This is a genomic window from Halobacillus litoralis (assembly GCF_009856415.1).
Classification (GTDB): domain Bacteria; phylum Bacillota; class Bacilli; order Bacillales; family Halobacillaceae; genus Halobacillus; species Halobacillus litoralis_C.
In genome coordinates, this window is the sequence record NZ_WMEZ01000006.1 from 119,220 (window position 1) to 140,433 (window position 21,214).

Sequence of the window (21,214 nt, forward strand, 5' to 3'; positions counted from 1 at the left end):
TAAAACCCAAAACGTTTCGGTTAGGAGGATGAGATGATGGAATATCGTGTTTTGAAGGATAATGAATTATTTTTGTTGACGGATCAGAAGGGGGACATCCCACTCAATCATAAGTATGGACTGGGGCTGTACAAGAAAGATACCCGCTTTCTCAGTGAAATGAAGCTAACGATAAATGGAGAAGAGCCTATCCTCTTAAAATCAGAACCAGGTGAAACCTATGAGTCTACAATGTTACTGACAAACCCTCACATAGAAAAAGACGAGGAAATAGAATTGTGGCGGGAATCCATAGAAATAAAGAGACATCGTTTCATTCATAGTGATGTTCTATACGACAGGATTACTTTAAGGAACTATAATCCCAAAAAGGTGAAATTCACGGTCGAACTTTCCCTGGATGTTGATTTCTCTGACATGTTTATTGTTCGAGGTTTTCAGAATGGGACGACTGGCAAGAAATTAGGAGTTACCCAAACGGCTAATGATTTAGTTTTTTCATACATTGGGGCGGATGACATTAAGAGAAATACTAGAATTGCCTGGAATGAACAAGTGAATGCAAACGTAAACGACCAAACGATCCAAGTACCGATTGAGTTGGACCATGACGAGGTAAAAGATCTTACTTTTTCTATCCTTCCTACATTGGCAGAAGAGAAAGTGGAAGTGCACGATTGGGCCCAAGCTTATAAGGGGCTTAAAGAGAATTATAAAAATTGGAATGAAAGCGTTACCAAGATATCTACAGAATATAAACCACTGCAAAACCTCCTGGACAGGGGAATTCAGGATTTGCAGGCCTTATCGACCGATGTAGGTCATGGACCTTTCTTTGTAGCTGGTTTGCCATGGTTTGGAGTTCCTTTTGGGAGAGATAGTTTAATTGCTGCCTTACAAATGCTTCCTTTCCAACCGGAAATCGTACGAGGGACGCTTAGGACGATGGCTCACTATCAAGGTACAAAGAAAGATTCCTGGAGAGATGAAGAACCAGGGAAAATCATGCATGAAGTACGTTACGGTGAGCTTGCAAACACAAACCAAGTTCCATTTACTCCATATTATGGATCCATCGATTCGACGCCTCTGTTCCTCATTCTAGTTGCTGAATATGTCCATTGGTACAAGGACATGCAGCTCTTTGAAGAATTAGAACCAACCATTGAAGCTGCCCTTGATTGGATTGATTTATATGGGGACAGGGATGGAGATGGTTTTATAGAGTACCACCAGGAATCATCAAAAGGAATTGCTAACCAAGGTTGGAAGGATTCTGCTGATTCGGTCGTTCATAGAAACGGAGACTTTGCAGAATCCCCAATTGCTCTTGCAGAGGTACAAGGATATGTGTATCAAGCAAAAGCAGGCTTGGCACAGGTCTATGAAGCAAATAATCAAGAAGAAAAAGCAAAAGCATTGTGTAAACAAGCGGAATCACTTAGGGAAAACTTTGAAAATGCTTTTTGGATGGAAGATAAAGAGTTCTATGCCATTGCTTTAGATAAAAATAAAGATCAAGTGGGGACACTTACATCTAATCCCGGACATGTCTTATTTTCCGGTATGTTGAAGGAAGAAAGAGCGCAAAAGGTAATGGACATGCTCGTTTCCCCTGCAATGTTCTCTGGATATGGCATTCGTACCATGGGGGAAGGGGAAGCGGCCTACAACCCGATTAGCTATCATGACGGAAGCGTCTGGCCTCATGATAACAGTATGATTTTGTTGGGAATGGGGCTGTTGAAAGGTAATGAACAAGCGAACAAGGTGATTTCAGGCCTGATTGAATCTTCCCAATCTTTTGAAAATCAAAGACTCCCTGAACTTTTTTGTGGATACAGCAGGGAAGAAGGTACGCCGGTCCCTTATCCAGTAGCCTGTTCTCCACAAGCATGGGCGGCTGGCACAGCACTTACTTTCGTTAGAACGATGCTTGGTTTGTATCCAAATATTGAAAATAACCAATTAGCTATTCATCCAAAATTATTACCTGAAATGAGTGACCTGAGCCTGGAGAATCTACCACTCGGGGATGGATATCTATCTTTGGAAGTGAGACAAGATTCAAGTGGACATCAAGTCGACATTCATAAGAATACAACGGGTTTCCTTATTGAAAAAGCAGAACATGTGAGTGTTAATGCTTAAAAAAACGGAGGGATTGATGGATATGAAAATCAATAAAATGTTGGCGGCTGTAGGGGTTTCAAGCATGCTGTTAGGAACAGCTCTCGTTGGATGCAGCAGTGAATCTTCTGGAGGAGGAGAAAATGAGGATGGAAAAACGGTTGTTGAACTAGCCGGTTGGGGTTCTACACCTGAAGAGGAAAAATTATTGAAAGAAACCATCGCCTCCTTTGAAGAAAAACACCCTGATATTGAAGTGAAGCACGAAGTGATTGCTGATCAGTATATGGACGTTACTAAAACAAGATTGGTAGGCGGGGAGGCCGCTGATGTCTTTTATCTGGATGCATTAGAAGCCCCATCACTCATTGATACAGGAGTCCTAGAGCCTTTGGACGACTACGTAAGTGAAGATTTCGATATAGAGGACTTTGAAGAGCCGCTTCTGAATGCGTTCAAAGTAGATGGAACCCAATACGGTTTTCCAAAGGATTTCTCAACATTGTCTTTATTTTATAATGAAACAGCACTTGAAGAAGCTGGTCTCGAAGGTCCTCCAGAAACATGGGAAGAACTTGGAGAGTATGCAGAAAAGTTAACGGTGGATGAAGACGGAGATGGGCAGCCTGAGCGATTCGGTCTTGGTTTGTCTAAAGAACTGGCACGACAATTTTATAAGTTCCAACCTTATGGCGGACAAGTTGTTGATGACAATGGGAAAGCAGCTTTCGCAAGTGAAGAGGCAATTGCTTCCCTAAAACCTGTCATTGAAATGTACCAAGAGGATCAGAGTGCCGGCTTACCTTCTGACGTAGGTACAGATTGGGGAGGCGACATGTTTGGCCAAGGAAAAGCGGCCATGGTTATTGAAGGGAATTGGACGATCCCGTTCTTAGAGGATAATTTCAGTGACTTAAACTTTACTACGGCGGAATTGCCGACCATCAATGGAGAGAAAGCAACAGCCGCTTTTACTGTTGCTTACGTAATGAACAAACAATCCGAAGTGAAAGAAGCATCGTGGGAATTAATCTCTTACCTAACAGGTAAAGAAGGTATGGAAACATGGACAAGCAAAGGGTTTGCACTGCCTACGCGTAAATCTGTAGCAGAAAAGCTTGGTTATGATGAAGATCCCCTTCGCCAGTCATTTGTAGAAGGAGCATCTTACGCACAACCATGGCAAGCAGGTAAGAACCTGCCTACGATTATGACAAACTTTGATAACCAATTTATTAGTGCACTCCTTGGCGAACAAACATTAGAGGAAGCGATGCAAAAAGCTCAAGACACGGCCAATAAAGAAATTGAGTCTTCTAATTAATGGGGAAGAGGGGACTGCTCAAGTTCCCTCTTACATTTATATCAGGAAAGAGGTGTCAACATGGATCCGATGAAAAAAGAGGATCATTCTCAAGTTTTTCAGAAAAGAGGTTCCAAACAAAAGAAACAACCAAGAAGGCCGAAAAAAGTGAGGTCGAAGGCATTTAAAGAAGGGTTTTCGGGATACTTGTTTATGAGCCCTACGATCTTCACGATCGGTATTTTTGTTGTCATCCCTATTTTATATGCTTTGTATTTATCCTTTAATGATGTTCAATTGCTCGGAGGCATAGGGTACGAATTTATCGGACTCGATAATTATACAAGGTCGTTTGATGATGACCGGGCCATGATTGCACTCAAGAACACCGCGGAATATGTCTTTATTGTGGTACCTGTTCAAACTTGTTTAGCCTTACTATTAGCTGCTGCACTTAATTCTAATATCCGTGGGAAAAACGCATTCCGAATTATTTTCTTTTTACCGACGGTAACATCATCCGCTGTTCTCACCATTATTTTCATGTGGATGTATAATCCTGACGGGCTTATCAATACCATTTTAGCTTTTTTACAAATGCCTACTTATAATTGGCTAGCCGACCCAAGCATTGCTCTAAAGTCTATTATGATTATGAATATTTGGGCCACGGCTCCTTTCTTTATGGTCATTTACTTAGCGGCTATGCAGGATATCTCTGATTCTGTTTATGAAGCAGCGACCATCGACGGTGCGAACTGGTGGCAAAAATTCATCTACATCACTATCCCAATATTGAAACCTGTCACTTTTTTTGTTGTCGTCATGGGGGTCATAGGTACATTCCAGCTCTTTGATCAGTCCTATATCTTCTCCGGAGGATCCGGCGGACCGAATAACTCGACATTGACGATTGTGCTGCTCATTTATCAGTATGCCTTTAAGTCTCTCGATATGGGATATGCATCAGCGCTCGCAGTTATCCTGGCAATTATCATCATGGTGGTTACATTGATTCAGAAGAAATTCTTTGGTGAAGAGAAGCTTCATGACTAAGGGGGTTCAGAGATGAAGAAACGTCTATTTTCCAAGCCTTTTATTTACACCATTTTAATCTTATACGCGGTCATTACATTCATTCCATTTTTGTGGGCGATTCTTTCTTCCTTCAAATCCTTGGAAGAGATCGTATCAGGCATTACATTTTTACCAGAAACTTTCACTCTTGATAACTATATTCAAATCTTTTCCCAAGAGCCTTTATTTCTAAGGTGGATGTTCAACTCCATTTTTATCACGGCTTGTATGGTTTTCTTGAACATTATTTTTAACTCCATGGCCGGATACGCATTGGCAAGAATTAAATTTGCAGGCCGTAAATTTTGGTTTTTCCTAATCCTTGTGGTTCTCATGATTCCATTCCAAGTAACCTTGATTCCTAGTTACCTAATTTTAAAGATGTTCGGTTGGCTAAATACCTATCAAGGATTGATCATCCCAGGTATGGTTAATGCCACTTTCATATTTATGATGAGGCAGTTCTTCTTGAACTTCCCGAAAGAACTTGAGGAAGCGGCTCAAATGGATGGACTTAGTCGGATTGGTACGTTTTTCAAAATTGTCATGCCATTAGCAAAACCCGCGCTCGCTGCGCAGGCGGTTTTCATTTTCATGTCTTCTTGGAATGACTTTATGAGACCGCTAATCATCATGTCAGATGAAGAGATGTTTACACTAACTTTAGGGTTGAATACTTTCAAAGGTCAGTACATTAGTTTTTGGAATTTAATTATGGCAGCATCGACGCTTATGACGATTCCCTCCTTACTGATTTATGCGTTCTTTAACCGTTACTTCATTAAAGGTGTCACGTTTACAGGTGGAAAATAACTCCAAATCTTTTAATCCCCATCACACGGGGAATATTTACAAAGTGAAAGTAAGAGTTTCGTTTCTGAACTCTGTTAGTTTCTCTAGCAACACAGAAAAAAAGTGCCTTGTTCTCTTAATGAGTAACAGGCACTTTTTATTATTGATAATTTACTATCGCAGGACTCGGATCTAGCTTCACCACTTCTTCCGGTGTCATCACTGGCTGATCCTTATCATAGAAAACTTTAAAACCTCCATACTGGGAAGGAGTGTCGCGTACATATTTTTTATAAAGCGCCATTTTATCAATCGAAGAACCCCAACCGTCGAAGTTCAAAGCCACTTCAACATTGTCTGTCGGTTGAATTGCTTCTTTATTAGTCAGCACATGTTCCGTGAACTGGTGGACAAGGACAAATTTATCAGGTAGATTATTTTTCTCCGTCAGCTTGGAAAGGTATTCAACGGCTTTTTGAATTTCTTCTCCATCGACCTGGCCGAGATTCTCACCTGGTACTTCGCCTTCATCGACTTGGAATTCGGTGTCGATCGCTAAATGAACGTTCGGGTGTTTCAACCATTTCTCAATGCTTTTCACCTGGTTCATCACCGTATCCGTGCCGAGCTGGATATCTAGAATAACAAGCGCATCGTGTTTTTCTGCAAGTTTTACATACTCCTCAATCATTTCATCTGGGAGCTTACTTACGTATGTACCCTCAGGGCCCGGGTCGCGTTGGGCCATAGTCGTAATTAGCTCAATGGTGGGAATCGCCGGCCGGTCAGGGTCAGCATCCGAGTAGGCCTGCGCCTGTTCCTTAAGTTCTTTCATAAATTTCTCCGGCTCCATCGTGCCCAGAATCCCCATGTTTTCCGATTGAGGGGTACCGTAATAAGCAACGAGCCTGTAATCCTTCAGCGGACCGTTCGATTTATCTTCCATACCCTTGGCAAGCGTTTCACCGACAGGGACAGAACGTTTAGGGTTACCGCCGAGGGCAAGCTCTTGTTTTGGCATATTGGTAAGTTCTTCTTTGGACAAGCGTTCCTTGAGAGGGACGGCGTCTTCAGAGGGCTCTAACGCTTGATAAGGCGGCTCCGGGTCCTTTTTTAGTTCTGGTGTCGTTTCTTTTTTAGGGGCTTCTTCTGCCTCTTCTGAAGTCTGCTCCGCACAGGCTCCAAGAAGAGCAATTAGTAGGGCTGCGAGCAGCAGTTGGATGATTTTTTTCATGATGTCATACACTTCCTTTTAACAGAAAAGATTGGTTTTTAAGGTACAATATAGAAGAATACTAACATAGTGTTCCTGATCCATGGCACATGTCATAAGAATGAAAAAGAAATATAAAGAAGTGTTTTTATGTTTTGGTGACAGGAGTATTAAGATGAGTTCGGATGTTTGAGATGAGGAGTTTTTGGAGCGTATGATTTAAAGATTGTACATCATGTTAAAGTGATTCAGTACCTGATGCACGGGACAGTATTTTTATAGTAAAATGATTTCCTGTGCACATCCCAACTAGGGAGCAGTATTTTTGTATGCTGTTCACATTCCTATATAATAAAGGAAGAAATCTTCCATCTCACAACTAGAAAGAAGGATCACACGTGTCAAAAGCAGTCACTATCATTCTGCAAATCACCGGATTATATATCATCTATCTATTCGGAACACTCATACAAAATACATTCAACCTATTCATCCCAGGCAGCGTCATCGGCCTGGTTATCTTGTTTGCACTCCTGTCTCTCAAACTCGTCCCCGAATTTTGGTTCAAACAGGGCGTGGGGTTCATGATCAAACATCTTCCGTTCTTTTTCATACCGGCAACGGTTGGGGTCATGAGCTATGCGTATGTTTTTGAAGGAAAAGGAGTTTTGTTAGTTCTCATCGGCTTATTGAGTACGGCATTGGTGATGGGTATCTCAGGCTTCGTCGCCCAATGGATGGCAAGAAGGAGGGAGGCTGCCCATGAATAGTTTTCTTATGGCTTCGGTCATCATCATCTTGACGATTTTTATCTATCAAGGGGCCTTGTTCGTTTATCGCAGATTTCGCCGCATCTACACGGCCCCGATTATCGTGTCGACCGTAACCATCATTATTCTATTACTGTGGTTCGGCCTTACCTATGATACGTATATGCTTGGCGGCAAGTGGATCGATCATTTGCTTGGTCCGGCGGTCGTCGCGCTTGCTTTCCCGCTTTACCAGTATCGTGACCTTTTGAAAAGAATGCTCCTACCAATCTTAGTAGGAACTTCGGTAGGTGCCTTTATCGGAGTGACCTCTGGACTTTTACTCAGTAAGTGGGCGGGCTTCAGTGAGTTGATCATCCACTCGATCGTTCCGAAATCGGTCACGACGCCTGTCGCGATGTCAATTGCGGAATCAAGCGGTGGTGTTATGCCGCTTGCTGCTGTTTTTGTCATGATTGCAGGCATCGGTGGGGTACTGATCCATCCTATGGTGATGCGCTATGCCCGTTTAACCCACCCGCTTGGAAAAGGGGTGGGGATGGGGAGTGCTTCGCATGCGATTGGGACGGCAACGTCTATGGAGCGGGATCCGCTTGAAGGATCTGTCAGTACAATTGCGATGGTATTGAGTGCTGTCATCGTTTCGGTCCTCGCTCCGGGGTTAACGTTACTATTCATGTGAAAAAAGTGTCTGCCTCTATTCCTCAGAGCGCAGACACTTTTTCATTTTTTCGGCCATATGAAATGACTGATGGCAATGAGAAGGTCGACACCGAGGACAACCGTCCAAAGCTTCCATGCATTGGAGAGTGCTTCAGTGCGTGAAGGATCGCCGATGAGAAAGATCAGGCTTACTAGAAATATGGCTCCAATTAAATAGGCGAGCACATGCTGCAGCCAGCTTTTAAAGTAGTGCTTCGCATGGGGGATCCCGGAAAATTTCTTAGGTCGGGGCCCTTCTTTTGTGATGTAATATTGGAAACGGACATCCGCCCATTCAATCATGCTTTTACCGAAGGCGACCGATACACCAATATAGACGGCGGCAACCGCATGGGCAATTGTGGCCTCAGCCCCGTTCCACAGGTGCACACTTGTTGTTACAAGTAAGATCAAATCAATGAGTGGGGTTAAAGCGAGTAACAACAGGCCTGTTTTTTTCTTTTTGAAAATGTAACGCGTCCCCAATCCTGCGATGATCACAACCCAAAAGCCGATTTCACTTGCAACAATCATCCAGGCGATCAAGTCCAATGGATTTCCTCCTGCCCTGTTTCTTCAAGAATAATCGTCATCTATTCCTTATAAGTTTTACTCCTCAAGAACTTATTTTCTTTCTAAACTCCTGGTTGGTTAAAACGTTAAGCAAAAAGGAGTTAAAGTTCCTTTGCAGTTTTCTAGAACTTAAGACGTTCAAGTTGTTGGCTAAGAACACCACCTCCGTCTGATTTCCTTCTTTATCTGTTGTATAGGAAGCATGTGTGAAAACAAATAAGGTCGATCCTCCTTTCATCCCGCCGTGGTCGATCCACTTCCTGTTTGCTTTATGTATGTACAAAGCATAACCTAGGATCTCTTCGATACAACGCTGCATCTGATCATCAAAAGATTTTCTACGATTGATCATCTGCATGAGGGACAAATAGTCTTGCGCTGATGCTGCGGGTAATCGGTCGGACCATATTTTTTGGAACTCCACATCCAGCTTCACTTTGTCCATATATCCTCTTTTTTCGTTCGCAGCTAAATGCTCGTGAATCTCCAGAGAACAGTCGATATATTCCTTTCTGGACATGCCCTTTAATCTTGTTAGAAGATCATTTTTATCTGTAATCTCCTCCGTGGATTCAATATAGGACGGGATGTACAGGGATGAGACAATAGGGAAAATGGGTGTATGACTATCCAAATGAAGAGACGTCGGTAAAAGGTTGATAGCCTCTAAGCCCAGATAATTCATAAGGAATTCTGTGTTGGCGTTTGAGCTGTAGGCAATCATCCCAATCGCAATTTCTTTTAAGGTGTACTGGTCTTTGTCGGAATTGGCCCGAACCCATTGCTTGTGGGCACCGCCATCTGTCCCTTCCATATAGAATTTCACAAGTTCTTCTTTGGGAACCCAAGCATTTTCATCAATTTTGTTATCGCTCACTTGTTTTGCAAATGCAATTGCAATGATAATTTTCACGGTACTTGCTAAAGGTAGAACTGTATGGGGGTTGATGGAAATGATCGGTTCATCGTTGCGTTTAATGATCAGTGAGACGTCTTTTTTCTCTTTTCTTTTCTCAGCATACTTCATGACCATTTCTGTATTGTTATAAAGAAATTTCCATAAGACAATGGCAGTTAAGGAAATCGCTACCCCTACTGGAATGAATAGATCGGTCATAGGCAAGTCTCCTCTCCAAATTATATGCGGTTCGTACTTGTACTCCTTTTTGTATCTACGTTTATTTTTGATATTTGTTTCATTTTTCCATTTGGGAGGCGGACCTTGCTGTCACTTTGAAAAAGAATTTGAGGCAGCGTAGTGCCGAACACCACGGCCTTTCTTTGAATAGGCTGAAGGTGCGATGTTTTTCTTTCCTGGATGGAAAAAGACCCTCGGAATTCCTGTCCGGAAGGGCTTCCAAATATTTTAATTTTTTGATAATAGTGATACACTGAACATAGATAAAAATAACTGATAATAGGGAGAATGAAAGGGAATGAGCAAAACATACTCGAAGACAGATGTGATTTTAATTGGTGCAGGGATCATGAGTGCGACATTAGGATCTTTGCTTAAAGAATTGGTGCCGGACTGGAACATTCGCGTGTTTGAAAGGCTTGGAAGTGCAGGGGAAGAGAGTTCGAACGTTTGGAACAATGCAGGCACAGGCCATGCAGCCCTTTGTGAGCTGAACTACACGAATGAAAAGCCTGATGGTTCCATCGATATGACAAAAGCCATTAAAGTAAATGAACAGTTTCAAGTCTCCAAGCAATTTTGGTCTTATCTCGTAAAAAACAATCGGATCAGTAACCCGAATGATTTCATTATGCCATTGCCCCACATGAGTTTTGTTCAGGGAGAGAAAAATGTTGAATTCCTGAGAAAGCGCTTTAATACCATGGTTGCGAACCCGTTGTTCAAGGACATGGAATTTTCTGATGATCCAGACAAACTGGAAGAGTGGATTCCGCTGATCATGAAGAACCGGACGATCACAGAACCCATCGCGGCAACGAAGATCGATACGGGGACGGATGTGAACTTCGGTTCATTGACGCGTAAGATGTTCGATCACTTGGAAAAAGAAGACCTTGAAATCAACTACAAGCACAGCGTAGAGGATATCAAGCGTGCAGAAGACGAATCTTGGGAAGTGAAAGTACGCGACCTTCAAAACGATAAGATTGAATTCCACAAGTCCAACTTCGTCTTTATCGGCGGAGGAGGAGGAAGTCTGCACTTGCTTCAAAAAACGGGAATTCCTGAATCGAAACAGATTGGTGGTTTCCCTGTCAGCGGTCTATTTATGGTGTGCAACAACCCGGAAGTGATCGCCGAACACCGTGCCAAAGTGTATGGAAAAGCGAAAGTCGGTGCACCACCGATGTCTGTGCCACACCTGGATACACGCTTCATCGACGGCAAGGAAAGTTTACTTTTCGGGCCATTCGCAGGCTTCTCACCGAAATTTTTGAAAACAGGATCGTTGCTTGATTTGATTACGTCCGTTCAAAAGGATAACCTAACTACAATGGTCGCAGCAGGCGTGAAAAATGTTTCGTTGACGAAGTATCTCATTGAGCAGGTGATCCAATCGAAAGAAAAGCGCCTGGAAGAGCTACGAGAATTTATCCCGACCGCAAAAGCAGAAGATTGGGATCTCGTCACCGCAGGGCAGCGCGTGCAGGTCATTAAGGATACTGAGGGCGGAGGAAAAGGAACGCTTCAATTCGGAACAGAAGTCGTCAGCTCCTCCGACGGATCCATTGCAGCTTTGCTTGGTGCCTCGCCAGGAGCATCAACAGCGGTTTCGGTCATGCTAGAGCTGATGGGAAGATGTTTCCCAGAGCAGCTGAAGGAATGGGAGCCTAAGATTAAAGAAATGATACCTTCTTATGGGAAATCATTGGTTGAAAATCCAGAATTGATCCGTGACATTCATGCGACCACAGAAGAGACACTTGGGTTGACGGAGGAGCAGGAAGAGAGTCCTGTGAATATCTAAATGCAATGAAAAGTGCCTTATTCCACACAGGTGGGAGGGCACTTTTTTTATTTTCTTTTTGGTTAATCCTCTAAATGAGTTCAATGTCCTGTAAATCCCATTCAATGCCTCTAAAGCTTCCTTGACGTCCCCTAACATGGAGTTAACGTCCTTTTTCTTATTCAGCCCAAAGTTGTACACGGATTTCATTCTTTCCGCTAATGGGTTTTCTTTATGAATCAGTTACGATTGGTTTTAAAAGAAGACTTTCACTCATTGCTGGTTCCCTAGAGAGAAGATAGGAGGAGGAGAAAAAGAATGAAGTTTCCAAAATTTGAAGCATTACAAATAAGAATAGCTAGACCAACCGATCAATTCGAAAAAGTGATTGAATTTTATGAGACAGGATTAGGTTTAGAGAGACTGACAGACTTTACAGGGCACAGAGGGTATGAGGGAGTGGTTTATGGATTACCCGGTCTTCCCTACCATCTCGAGTTTACTAGGCATGAAGCGGGCAGCCCTTGCCCTGCACCGACGAAAGATAATTTGCTCGTTTTTTACATAGAAAAACAGGGCGAAGTGATGGATGTATTGGATAGGCTCCATGTAATGGGTTATAAGGAAGTGGAATCTGAAAATCCATATTGGGAGGAGAAGGGTGTGACGATAGAAGATCCGGATGGTTGGAGAGTCGTTTTGATGAATACAAAAGGGATCTGAAGGGAGGAGGACCCTAGACTTGAAGAAAGAAAAAGCATGGAGGTGATATTCTTGCCTCCATGTTTTTTCATGGGCGTTTCCATTGTTTTTCAAAAAACAGTTGTAAAACGACATTAGTGTCGATATAATAAAACTAACAAAACGACAACGGTGTCGTTTAACTGAGAGGGGCCCAACCTATGGAACGCTTATGGAAAAACAAAGGGTATATGACCTTGATGTCCGCGCAAGCCATCTCTAGCATCGGTGATTGGCTTAGCATTGTCGCGATTATTACGCTAGTTGGATTAAAATGGGATGCATCACCGCTTGAAGTTTCGTTCGTCTTTTTATGTTTGGCTGTGCCGATGGCTCTGTTCGGTCCGGTTGCTGGGATGGTGGCTGATCGGTTCAGCCGCAAAACGCTTATGATCGTCTCTGATGTTGTAAGAGCAGCTTTGATCCTGATTTTGACGGTTGCAACATCGCTTTGGATGGTTTATGCAACGCTACTTACGATCGGAATTTTCTCCGCGGTCTTCATCCCTGCAAAGAACGGGAAACTGAAGGAAGTCGTGCCGGAGGAGGATATGAAAGGGGCGATGTCGATTACCTCGATGATTGACTCGTCGACGAAAATTCTCGGCCCGCTGGTCAGTGGATTGCTTGTGACGGTTTTCGGTGCGCAACAAGTGTTTATCATCGACTCGGCAACGTTTCTCGTATCTGCGGTCATCCTTTTGTTTGTTCCAAATGCGGTTCCTCTGGAAACGATCGAAGAAGAAAAAGAGGAGGGCTCATTCAAAAAAGAGTTCGCACTCGGCTTTTCTTTTCTTAAATCAAACCGTTTTATGATGACGGGATTGATTCTTGTCGGTCTCAGCCTGCTGATTCTTCAATCGGCTGACTCCCAGCTGATTGTCCTCATCCGTGAGTTGACGAATGCTTCTCCGGATTTGTTCGGTTATCTTGTGACAGGCTCTGGCCTCGGCATGTTTTTGGCAGGATTTTTGTTAGCGAAGAAAACGGATTATAAAGCTTACCCGCTTATGCTTCTTGGGGTATGCGGGATCGGAGCGAGCTTTGGGATTATGGGGATGCTTACCCATTATGACCTCAACTATTCCATCTTGTGGGGACCAGGGCTTGGATTCACGGCAGGTTTCTCGGCAAGCTTGATTTTTGTTCCATTTCAGGCCACCGTCCAGGTGAACACGCCTGTTCATATGACCGGGCGCGTGTTCGGGGTCATCAATAGTGTCATGACGACTGCGACGATCATCGGGCCCCTCGTCGGAGGATGGATGGCGACAATGATCGGCGTCATTCCGACGTTTACGATTACGGCAAGTCTCCTCGTCTTCGTATCTGTCTTAGGATTTATTACGAAGCGAAAAGTAGAGGGAGGGAAGAGAAATGTCTCCACGAGTGAGCAAGGAACACCTGAAGCAACGACGAGCTGATATCATGGAAGCTGCAAGAAACGTATTCATTAAGCATGGTTATGAGCACACGACGATGAAACACGTCATGGAGGCTGCTGGCGTAAGCCGTGGTGGTCTCTATCAATATTTTTCAAATAAAGAAGATCTGTTTGAAGCTTTACTTGAAGAAGGGCTCACGGACGAAGCGGAAGCGACAGAGGATTCTCTTGAAAAAGTAGAATCCTACTGGGACCTGCTTATGCAGCTTTTGTTCGGAGAAGACGGAAATCCTGATACAGAGATGGACCCACTCGCGCCGAGTAAGTTGGAGTTTTTCATCACAGGACGAAACGATGAACGCAGACGTGCGTATGGGGAAAAACGATATGAGACGGGGCTGCGTATTTACGATGAACTTATCAAAAAGGGTCAGGAATCCGGTGAGTTCAATGACCACTATGACAGCGAGCTTGTGGCCCGGTCAATCATCACTTTCATTGATGGTCTGGCTCTCGATCATGCCATTTTGCCGGAAGAGAAAGTGAAGTTGAAGGAGCAGTCGGCTTTATTCGTAGACTATCTGAAAATGGCGTTAGGCGTATCCTCCTCATGATGAGGGGGATTTTTTGTGCTTGTGCGCATGTTTGATTATTAGAATAGTTGGATATACAACTATATGATTCGACCAAAGGAGGAATCACATATGAAATCATTGGAGAATGCATTGAAACATAGAGTAGGACTTGGCACAGCACCTTTAGGAAATATGTTCAGGGACGTTCCTAAAGAAGAAGCACGTGAAACGATTCAGACTGCGTGGGACCAGGGTGTACGCTATTTTGATACCGCTCCTTTTTATGGTGCTGGATTAGCGGAAATGCGTGTCGGTGACGTCTTATCGAAGTACAACCGTGATGACTATGTGTTAAGCACAAAAGTAGGTCGTTATATGACAGATGAGACAGGAAAAAACGAAGAAGGACTTTTCGAACACGGACGTAACAATACAGTCATTACCGATTATACGGAAGACGCAACAATGAGGTCGATTGAGCAGAGCCTCGAACGACTGCAAACCGATCGATTAGACATGGTCTTCGTCCACGACGTTTCTCCTGATTTCCACGGTGATGAATGGGTAGCCAAATTTGAAGAAGCTAGAACCGGAGCTTTTCGTGTCCTATCCCGTCTTCGGGAAGAAGGAGTTATCCGCTCCTGGGGCCTTGGCGTCAACACGACAGAACCGATTGAACTCGCGATGGAGCTTGAGGAAACGAGGCCGGATGTCTGCTTATCTGCAACGCAATATACGCTCCTGCAGCACGATCGCGCGCTGCAGCGCATGATGACAATGGCGGAAGAGAAGGATGTAGACATCGTTGTCGGCAGTCCTTATAACTCCGGTGTCTTGTTTGGTGGAGATCACTACAACTATGAAAAGGCCGGCGCCGATATCATTGGAAGAGTAAATCAATTGAAAGAGATTGGGGATAAGTACGATGTGCCGTTAAAAGCAGCTGCACTTCAATTTTCAACAGCCCATCCGGCTGTGAAATCAGTCATTCCTGGATCGACGCGTCCAGACCGGATTAAGGAAGATTTAGAGATGATTCAGCGGGATATCCCGAAAGCGTTTTGGGATGAACTTGTGGAGAGAGGGTTTGTTTCGACGCTTGCTCCTCTGCCCATTTAATCAGGAAAAAGGAGGTAGCTCTTAGTGGCTTCCTCCTTTTTTGTTTTTGCTTTGAAATACTTTTTTTATTCCCTATAACACCTTGTAGCTTCCTTCCAGCTCACGTTGACAAAAAAGGAGAGCGACCACAGTCGCTCTCCTTGTTATATATATCATTAGTTACGAATCAAGTAATCAAAAGCACCAAGCGCCGCATTCGCACCATCACCCATAGAGATGATGATCTGGTTGTGCGGGCTGTCGGTTACGTCACCAGCAGCAAACAATCCCGGCACGTTTGTTGCGCCATGTTTATCTGTGATGATTTCGCCGATACGGTTCTTTTCAACAGATTCATCCATCCATTCGGTGTTCGGTACAAGTCCGATTTGAACGAAGACACCTTCAAGGTCAATGTGCTGTTCTTCACCAGATTCACGGTCGATGTATGTGATTCCATTCACATTGTCATCGCCAGTGATTTCTTTGGTTTGGGCATTCGTTTTCACTTCGGCATTCGGAAGGCTGTTCAAGCGTTCTTGTAAGACTTCATCTGCCTTTAGTGTGTCTGCGAATTCAAGTACGGTTACGTTCTGAACGATACCGGCAAGGTCGATCGCTGCTTCGACACCAGAGTTTCCACCGCCGATGACGGCTACGTCTTTGCCTTCGAACAATGGTCCGTCACAGTGTGGGCAGTAGGCGACACCTTTGTTTTTGTACTCGTCTTCACCAGGTACGCCAAGTTGACGCCAGCGGGCACCTGTGGAGATGATGACGGTTTTACTTTTCAGCACTCCGCCGTTTTCGAGTTCAAGTTCGAATAGGTTGTCGTCGTTCTTCTGCAAGTTTTTCGCACGTTGAAGGTTCATGATATCGATCTCATAATCTTTGACGTGTTCTTCTAAGCTTGCAGCGAACTTCGGCCCTTCTGTGCTCTTCACACTGATGAAGTTTTCAATCGTCATCGTATCAAGTACTTGTCCACCGAATCGTTCAGCAACGATGCCGGTACGGATGCCTTTACGTGCAGAGTAGATCGCTGCACTTGCGCCTGCAGGGCCACCACCGATGACAAGGACCTCATATGGTTCACGGTTTGTGAATTCTTCTGGAGATGGGCCTTCACTGATCTTCGCAACGATTTCTTCAAGCGTCGTGCGTCCCCCACTGAAGAATTCTCCGTTAAGGTGTACAGAAGGAACGGCCATGATGTTTTTCTCTTCCGCTTCTTCTTTAAACGCCGCACCGTCGATCATCGTGTGCGTAATGTTCGGGTTCAGCACGCTCATGATATTCAGGGCCTGAACAACATCCGGGCAGTTGTGGCAGCTTAAGCTGACAAAGGTTTCGAAGTGAAACTCACCGGAGATGTTTTTGATTTGGTCGATCATCGTATCATCGATTTTCGGAGCTCTACCGCTCACTTGCAGCAAAGCAAGAACCAAGGACGTGAATTCATGACCAAGCGGAACACCGGCAAACGTGACGCCTGTTTCTTCTTGCGGACGGTTCACGCTGAAGCTTGGTGTGCGTTTCAATTCTGTGTTTTGTGCTGTAATTTTCGGTGACATGGATGCAAGCTCATCCGTGAGAGCCAGCATATCACGGGAGACTTTATCGTCTCCCGCGCTGACTTTCAGTTCGATGTCACCTTCTAAAAGCTTTAGATACTCTTCTAATTGTGCTTTTATTTGTGCATCGAGAACCATTTATTTTCCACTCCTTAAATTTTGCCGACTAGGTCAAGGCTTGGTGTTAGTGTATCTTCGCCTTCTTCCCATTTTGCTGGGCAAACTTCGCCAGGATTGTTACGTACATATTGAGCAGCTTTGATTTTACCGATAAGGCTGCTTGCATCACGGCCGATTCCGCCCGCGTTGATTTCTACTGTTTGGATAACGCCGTCTGGATCGATGATGAATGTTCCGCGCTCAGCAAGGCCATCTTCTTCGTTCAGTACGTCGAATTGACGGGAGATCTGCTGAGATGGATCACCGATCATGGAGTAAGTGATTTTGTTGATTTTTTCAGAAGCATCGTGCCAGCCTTTGTGTACGAAGTGAGTATCTGTAGAAACAGAGTAAACTTCTGCACCTAGTTCTTTCAGTGCGTCGTAGTTGTTTTGTAGATCTTCAAGTTCTGTAGGGCAAACGAAAGAGAAGTCTGCTGGGTAGAAGCAAACAACGCTCCATTGTCCTTTGAAGTTTTGTTCTGAAACGTCAACGAAATCACCGTTTTTGAATGCTTTCGCCTGGAATGGTTGTACTTCTTTACCGATTAGAGCCATAGTAGAATTCCTCCTGTAAAGTATGTTTGATTAGCTGCTGTGATGTTGCAGCTTTTTATAATAATTCTAATTCAGTAGCTATTATTATATAAAATCGAATATTTGTCAACAAAGACAAAAATCTGTCGAAATTTATTATCAGCTAGCTGAATTAGAATGATTATACAAAAATTTCTCACGTTTTCTAGTGTAACAAGAAATAGAGAAAGGGTTTAGTAATTAGCCTTCCCGATTTTCATTTAATATAGAATCATATTGAGGAAATAATTTCATGTGGAATTCCTTTTTCTTTTGTTCGGGTTTTGTAAAGGATGGAAGGGAAGTACAGGAGATTGGCAGATGGTGTCGAATAGTACATAAGCATTTAAAAAATGAGGAGGATGAAAATGACCGATGATAAGAAAAACGTAGTGGCTTTTGCACAGCCTTCCAAACAGACGACCCCTTTTCGTCACGGCCAACCGTTGTCGGAAGAAGTCATGGACATGTTTTTACCTGAGCTTTACAATGAATTCGTTTCTTTTATCGTAGAAAGAGTCGGGGGAGTGTACCGGCCGCTGCTGAAGGAGTTCGTGGAGGATCACCATCCCCCGGAAGATAAACGCCTCGTACTTGAGTTGAATTTGTTTTGGTGGCGAGTCCTATATGATGTTTCTGAGAATGAAAACGTAAGCTTCGTCGAAGATTTTTGTCTTGAACACCACCTAGACCTTAAGGAAACCCCTTTAATGAAAGCGTGGCTTGAAGAATGGGAGAAAGCCGTACCCAAAATCTATTATATTGGACACAAGTTCGGGGCCAACGCTTTCGTTGCTGTGGATATGGAGACAGAAGAATCGGTTGAAGTAATCATGATTGATGGAAAGATGAAGGAACCTGAAAAAGGCAGCATAGCCATGGGGACACTCATTCCAATGGGTAATGCTCTATATTTTCCTGTGACCAGTTTCTATTGCTTTGACCCAGAAGTGAGTAAAGAAATGGCCCGCCCGCTCATGTACCATTATGAAAAACATATAGAACAATCACCCGGTCTCGAGGGATTTGTCCATGTCCTCTCCATTGCCCTGCAAATCGAATGTATGATTTTGGAAAAGGACACCCCTTCTTCCCCATCATAATGGCCTCTATTTTCTCCAATCGCCCATTCCATTGTCATAGAAGGCGCTCTTCGTGGTAATATTGAAGGAGTAACCATTCGAGCGGAGGAGCTAACTATGCGCATTTTTAGAATCCTGAATAACAATGCGGTCGTTGTTTATGATGGTCCCCATGAAAAGATCGTCATGGGAAAGGGCATCGCTTTTCAAAAGAAGCGGAACGACATTGTGCCGAAACATAAAGTCGAGAAGATTTTCCTCTTACGTGATCAGTCCTCAGAAAAATTCCAGCAGCTATTATCCACATTACCTGAAAAGCATATCGAAGTGGCCGAGCGAATCATCAGTCATGCGGAAGGGTATTTGGAAGCACCGCTGAACGACCATATCCATATCGCGCTCACCGATCACTTATCGTTTGCTTTGGAACGGCTGGAGCAAGGGTTCCCGATCCAAAATAAGTTGACGAATGAAATTAAGTTCCTATATAAGAAGGAGTTCGAAGTCGGGATGTGGGCGAAAGAAGAGATCAAGCGCGAGCTTGGTGTCGAGGTCCCGATGGATGAGGTCGCCCACATCGCGCTTCACGTTCATACCGCTAAAATGGACACGCCGTCGATGAGTGAATCGTTGCAGACGGCGACCATTTTGCGTGATTTCGTAGAGCAGGTCGAAATGATTGTCGGGCTAACCATCGAAGAAACGAGCATCAACTATCAACGCTTGATCACCCACCTTCGCTTTGCATTGAATCGTGTGGAAGAGGGAAGTAACTTCGAACCGATCGATGAAGATATGTTGGAGCTGATTCAAACGAAATATAAGGAAGCTTATGAGACATCAGAGAAGGTAGCCCGCTATTTAAAGGAAGAGTATGGCATTGATTTTCCAAATTCTGAAATCGCCTACATCGCTTTGCATATCCAGCGGCTCTTACATGTAAATTAATTTTATAAAGGGATTGACGATAGCGTTTTCATTGGTTAGAATAAAATTGTTCAAAGTTGAATAGTGCAGGATTGTTACTGGTAAAGCAGGCAAGACCTAAAATGTGTAGAGTTGGCTAGGTGACTCGTGTATGCGAATGACCTACCCACACTGTGCGCGTTTTAGGTCTTTTTTATTTTCTAAAAAATAACAAGGAGGAAATATCATGAACCATAAAGAAGTAGCTGAACAATTGGTTTCCTTGCTCGGCGGCAAGGATAATGTTGTCAGTGCCACTCACTGTGCCACTCGTTTACGTCTCGTCATTGATGATGAGAGTCAAATTGATAAAGCAGCCATTGAAGAACTCGATGGTGTCAAAGGAGCGTTCTCAAGCTCTGGTCAGTTCCAAATCATTTTCGGTACAGGGACTGTTAACAAAGTATTCACCCATTTTGGCCCAATGGTTGGGGCTTCTGTGGAAGAAGAGGAAAATGACAAATCCGTCTCCCACAAGGATGCGGCGAAAAGTAAAATGAACCCACTGGCGCGTTTTGCCCGTACGTTATCGAACATTTTCGTACCAATCATCCCCGCGATCGTTGCTGCGGGTATGCTGATGGGTCTTCTAGGCCTGATGAACACATACAACTGGGTCGATCCTGAAAGTGGAATGTTCGTCATGCTTGATATGTTCTCATCTGCATCCTTCATCATTCTACCGATATTAATTGGATTTAGTGCCGCGAAGGAATTTGGAGGAAACACGTATTTAGGTGCTGTTATCGGTGGAATTATGACCCACCCGAACCTTTTGAACCCGTGGGGACTTTCTGATGCTCAGCCGGAAACACTTGATTTCCTTGGCTTTGGTGTTGAAATGCTTGGGTATCAGGGAACCGTTATCCCTGTTCTATTGACGGTTTATGTCATGGCAAAAATGGAACAAGGCTTCCGTAAGATTGTTCCGAATGCCATTGATCTATTGCTTACACCTTTCTTAACGGTTATTTTCACAGGTTTTGTGGCCTTGCTTGTCGTCGGTCCACTTGGTCGTACGCTTGGTAATGGCTTGACTTCCGTACTTGGCGTTGTGTATGACACGGCTGGCCCGATTGCTGGCCTGATTTTCGGTGGCTTGTACTCAACCATTGTACTGACAGGTGTGCATCACAGTTTCCACGCCATTGAAGCGGAACTGTTGAACGTCGGTGGTAACTACTTGCTACCTATTTGGGCGATGGCGAACGTTGCTCAAGGCGGAGCGACAATTGCGGTCTTCTTCAAGACGAAAAACAAGAAAACAAAAGAAATCGCTCTTCCAGCAGGAATTTCTGCTTTCCTTGGAATTACGGAACCTGCGATTTTCGGTGTTAACTTGAAGTACCGTCGTCCGTTCATCGGAGCGGCGATCGGTGGTGCGCTAGGTGGCGCATATGTTGTGTTCACAAAAGTGATGGCGAATGGAATCGGTCTGACTGGTTTACCGATGTTCGCCATTGCCCAGGATCCGATCAACTACGGAATCGGGTGCTTGATCGCGATTGGTGGTTCCATCATTGCGACGCTTCTACTCGGATGGAATGAAGATACGAAATAATAGTGACGAATC

Annotated in this window: 19 protein-coding genes; 14 read left to right on the forward strand and 5 right to left on the reverse strand. The window is 44.0% G+C overall.

The annotated features are described in order from the left end of the window. Positions 1-36 precede the first annotated feature (36 nt). The 4 genes from GLV98_RS14760 (at position 37) to GLV98_RS14775 (ending at position 5,323) form a co-directional block, all read left to right on the forward strand. On the forward strand, positions 37-2,151 hold the full coding sequence (locus GLV98_RS14760) for an amylo-alpha-1,6-glucosidase (protein WP_160916582.1): 2,115 nt from the start codon (positions 37-39) through the stop codon (positions 2,149-2,151). A 22-nt stretch (positions 2,152-2,173) separates the two neighbouring features. Further along, entirely contained in the window at positions 2,174-3,454 is a 1,281-nt protein-coding gene (locus tag GLV98_RS14765) for an ABC transporter substrate-binding protein (protein WP_160916584.1), read from the forward strand. A 192-nt stretch (positions 3,455-3,646) separates the two neighbouring features. Next, positions 3,647-4,489, forward strand: coding sequence for a carbohydrate ABC transporter permease (locus tag GLV98_RS14770; protein ID WP_237417154.1), 843 nt, complete (start codon positions 3,647-3,649; stop codon positions 4,487-4,489). A 12-nt stretch (positions 4,490-4,501) separates the two neighbouring features. Beyond that, entirely contained in the window at positions 4,502-5,323 is an 822-nt protein-coding gene (locus tag GLV98_RS14775) for a carbohydrate ABC transporter permease (RefSeq protein ID WP_160916586.1), read from the forward strand. A 139-nt stretch (positions 5,324-5,462) separates the two neighbouring features. Here the strand turns inward: GLV98_RS14775 and GLV98_RS14780 are convergent, their stop codons facing one another. Further along, positions 5,463-6,536, reverse strand: coding sequence for a hypothetical protein (locus tag GLV98_RS14780; protein ID WP_160916588.1), 1,074 nt, complete (start codon positions 6,534-6,536; stop codon positions 5,463-5,465). A gap of 377 nt (positions 6,537-6,913) precedes the next feature. On the opposite strand from GLV98_RS14780, the gene GLV98_RS14785 reads away from it, so the two are divergent. Both GLV98_RS14785 and GLV98_RS14790 read left to right on the forward strand, forming a co-directional pair. Next, positions 6,914-7,285 (forward strand): CidA/LrgA family holin-like protein, encoded by a 372-nt coding sequence (locus GLV98_RS14785; RefSeq protein ID WP_160916590.1) that lies wholly within the window; start codon positions 6,914-6,916, stop codon positions 7,283-7,285. Continuing rightward, positions 7,278-7,967: an LrgB family protein gene (locus tag GLV98_RS14790; protein WP_160916592.1), complete on the forward strand. Its 690-nt coding sequence runs from the start codon at positions 7,278-7,280 to the stop codon at positions 7,965-7,967. The genes GLV98_RS14785 and GLV98_RS14790 overlap by 8 nt, the downstream gene beginning before the upstream one ends. Positions 7,968-8,008: 41 nt before the next feature. Here GLV98_RS14790 and GLV98_RS14795 read toward each other — a convergent pair whose 3' ends face one another. After that, on the reverse strand, positions 8,009-8,539 hold the full coding sequence (locus GLV98_RS14795) for a hypothetical protein (protein WP_160916594.1): 531 nt from the start codon (positions 8,537-8,539) through the stop codon (positions 8,009-8,011). Positions 8,540-8,603: 64 nt separating this feature from the next. Next, positions 8,604-9,677: a serine hydrolase gene (locus tag GLV98_RS14800; RefSeq protein ID WP_160916596.1), complete on the reverse strand. Its 1,074-nt coding sequence runs from the start codon at positions 9,675-9,677 to the stop codon at positions 8,604-8,606. A gap of 319 nt (positions 9,678-9,996) precedes the next feature. Between GLV98_RS14800 and GLV98_RS14805 the strand changes: the two genes are divergently transcribed. The 5 genes from GLV98_RS14805 (at position 9,997) to GLV98_RS14825 (ending at position 15,306) form a co-directional block, all read left to right on the forward strand. After that, complete coding sequence (locus tag GLV98_RS14805; RefSeq protein WP_160916598.1) at positions 9,997-11,508, forward strand: malate:quinone oxidoreductase; 1,512 nt, start codon at positions 9,997-9,999, stop codon at positions 11,506-11,508. A 297-nt stretch (positions 11,509-11,805) separates the two neighbouring features. Then, positions 11,806-12,210 carry a VOC family protein gene (locus GLV98_RS14810; protein ID WP_160916600.1) on the forward strand — a complete coding sequence of 135 codons (405 nt, stop codon included), beginning with the start codon at positions 11,806-11,808 and terminating at the stop codon, positions 12,208-12,210. A gap of 179 nt (positions 12,211-12,389) precedes the next feature. Beyond that, positions 12,390-13,652 (forward strand): MFS transporter, encoded by a 1,263-nt coding sequence (locus tag GLV98_RS14815; RefSeq protein ID WP_160916602.1) that lies wholly within the window; start codon positions 12,390-12,392, stop codon positions 13,650-13,652. Beyond that, a complete protein-coding gene (locus GLV98_RS14820; protein WP_160916604.1) occupies positions 13,606-14,226 on the forward strand; it encodes a TetR/AcrR family transcriptional regulator in 621 nt (206 codons plus the stop codon). The genes GLV98_RS14815 and GLV98_RS14820 overlap by 47 nt, the downstream gene beginning before the upstream one ends. A 90-nt stretch (positions 14,227-14,316) precedes the next feature. Then, on the forward strand, positions 14,317-15,306 hold the full coding sequence (locus tag GLV98_RS14825; RefSeq protein WP_160916606.1) for an aldo/keto reductase: 990 nt from the start codon (positions 14,317-14,319) through the stop codon (positions 15,304-15,306). Between the two features lie 155 nt (positions 15,307-15,461). Here the strand turns inward: GLV98_RS14825 and ahpF are convergent, their stop codons facing one another. Next, positions 15,462-16,997, reverse strand: a complete 1,536-nt coding sequence (ahpF, locus tag GLV98_RS14830) for an alkyl hydroperoxide reductase subunit F (protein ID WP_160916609.1) — start codon at positions 16,995-16,997, stop codon at positions 15,462-15,464. 14 nt (positions 16,998-17,011) lie between these two features. Then, on the reverse strand, positions 17,012-17,575 hold the full coding sequence (gene ahpC / locus GLV98_RS14835) for an alkyl hydroperoxide reductase subunit C (protein WP_160916611.1): 564 nt from the start codon (positions 17,573-17,575) through the stop codon (positions 17,012-17,014). 386 nt (positions 17,576-17,961) lie between these two features. Here ahpC and GLV98_RS14840 point away from each other — a divergent pair, with 386 nt between their 5' ends. The 3 genes from GLV98_RS14840 to GLV98_RS14850 all read left to right on the forward strand — a co-directional run bounded on the left by GLV98_RS14840 (position 17,962) and on the right by GLV98_RS14850 (position 21,202). Next, entirely contained in the window at positions 17,962-18,696 is a 735-nt protein-coding gene (locus GLV98_RS14840) for a hypothetical protein (RefSeq protein WP_160916613.1), read from the forward strand. Positions 18,697-18,792: 96 nt separating this feature from the next. Next, positions 18,793-19,623, forward strand: a complete 831-nt coding sequence (locus GLV98_RS14845) for a PRD domain-containing protein (RefSeq protein ID WP_160916615.1) — start codon at positions 18,793-18,795, stop codon at positions 19,621-19,623. A gap of 205 nt (positions 19,624-19,828) precedes the next feature. Beyond that, a complete protein-coding gene (locus tag GLV98_RS14850) occupies positions 19,829-21,202 on the forward strand; it encodes a sucrose-specific PTS transporter subunit IIBC (RefSeq protein ID WP_160916617.1) in 1,374 nt (457 codons plus the stop codon). The last annotated feature ends 12 nt before the right edge of the window (positions 21,203-21,214 follow it).

Excerpts from the sequence above, each read along its gene's own strand:
- GLV98_RS14840 (WP_160916613.1), top strand. The coding sequence starts at position 17,962 with ATGACCGATGATAAGAAAAACGTAGTGGCTTTTGCACAGCCTTCCAAA.
- GLV98_RS14770 (WP_237417154.1), top strand. The coding sequence starts at position 3,647 with ATGAGCCCTACGATCTTCACGATCGGTATTTTTGTTGTCATCCCTATT.
- GLV98_RS14820 (WP_160916604.1), top strand. The coding sequence starts at position 13,606 with ATGTCTCCACGAGTGAGCAAGGAACACCTGAAGCAACGACGAGCTGAT.
- GLV98_RS14780 (WP_160916588.1), bottom strand. The coding sequence starts at position 6,536 with ATGAAAAAAATCATCCAACTGCTGCTCGCAGCCCTACTAATTGCTCTT.
- ahpC (WP_160916611.1), bottom strand. The coding sequence starts at position 17,575 with ATGGCTCTAATCGGTAAAGAAGTACAACCATTCCAGGCGAAAGCATTC.
- GLV98_RS14805 (WP_160916598.1), top strand. The coding sequence starts at position 9,997 with ATGAGCAAAACATACTCGAAGACAGATGTGATTTTAATTGGTGCAGGG.
- GLV98_RS14825 (WP_160916606.1), top strand. The coding sequence starts at position 14,317 with ATGAAATCATTGGAGAATGCATTGAAACATAGAGTAGGACTTGGCACA.
- GLV98_RS14810 (WP_160916600.1), top strand. The coding sequence starts at position 11,806 with ATGAAGTTTCCAAAATTTGAAGCATTACAAATAAGAATAGCTAGACCA.
- GLV98_RS14760 (WP_160916582.1), top strand. The coding sequence starts at position 37 with ATGGAATATCGTGTTTTGAAGGATAATGAATTATTTTTGTTGACGGAT.
- GLV98_RS14765 (WP_160916584.1), top strand. The coding sequence starts at position 2,174 with ATGAAAATCAATAAAATGTTGGCGGCTGTAGGGGTTTCAAGCATGCTG.
- GLV98_RS14845 (WP_160916615.1), top strand. The coding sequence starts at position 18,793 with ATGCGCATTTTTAGAATCCTGAATAACAATGCGGTCGTTGTTTATGAT.
- ahpF (WP_160916609.1), bottom strand. The coding sequence starts at position 16,997 with ATGGTTCTCGATGCACAAATAAAAGCACAATTAGAAGAGTATCTAAAG.
- GLV98_RS14790 (WP_160916592.1), top strand. The coding sequence starts at position 7,278 with ATGAATAGTTTTCTTATGGCTTCGGTCATCATCATCTTGACGATTTTT.
- GLV98_RS14775 (WP_160916586.1), top strand. The coding sequence starts at position 4,502 with ATGAAGAAACGTCTATTTTCCAAGCCTTTTATTTACACCATTTTAATC.
- GLV98_RS14850 (WP_160916617.1), top strand. The coding sequence starts at position 19,829 with ATGAACCATAAAGAAGTAGCTGAACAATTGGTTTCCTTGCTCGGCGGC.
- GLV98_RS14800 (WP_160916596.1), bottom strand. The coding sequence starts at position 9,677 with ATGACCGATCTATTCATTCCAGTAGGGGTAGCGATTTCCTTAACTGCC.
- GLV98_RS14815 (WP_160916602.1), top strand. The coding sequence starts at position 12,390 with ATGGAACGCTTATGGAAAAACAAAGGGTATATGACCTTGATGTCCGCG.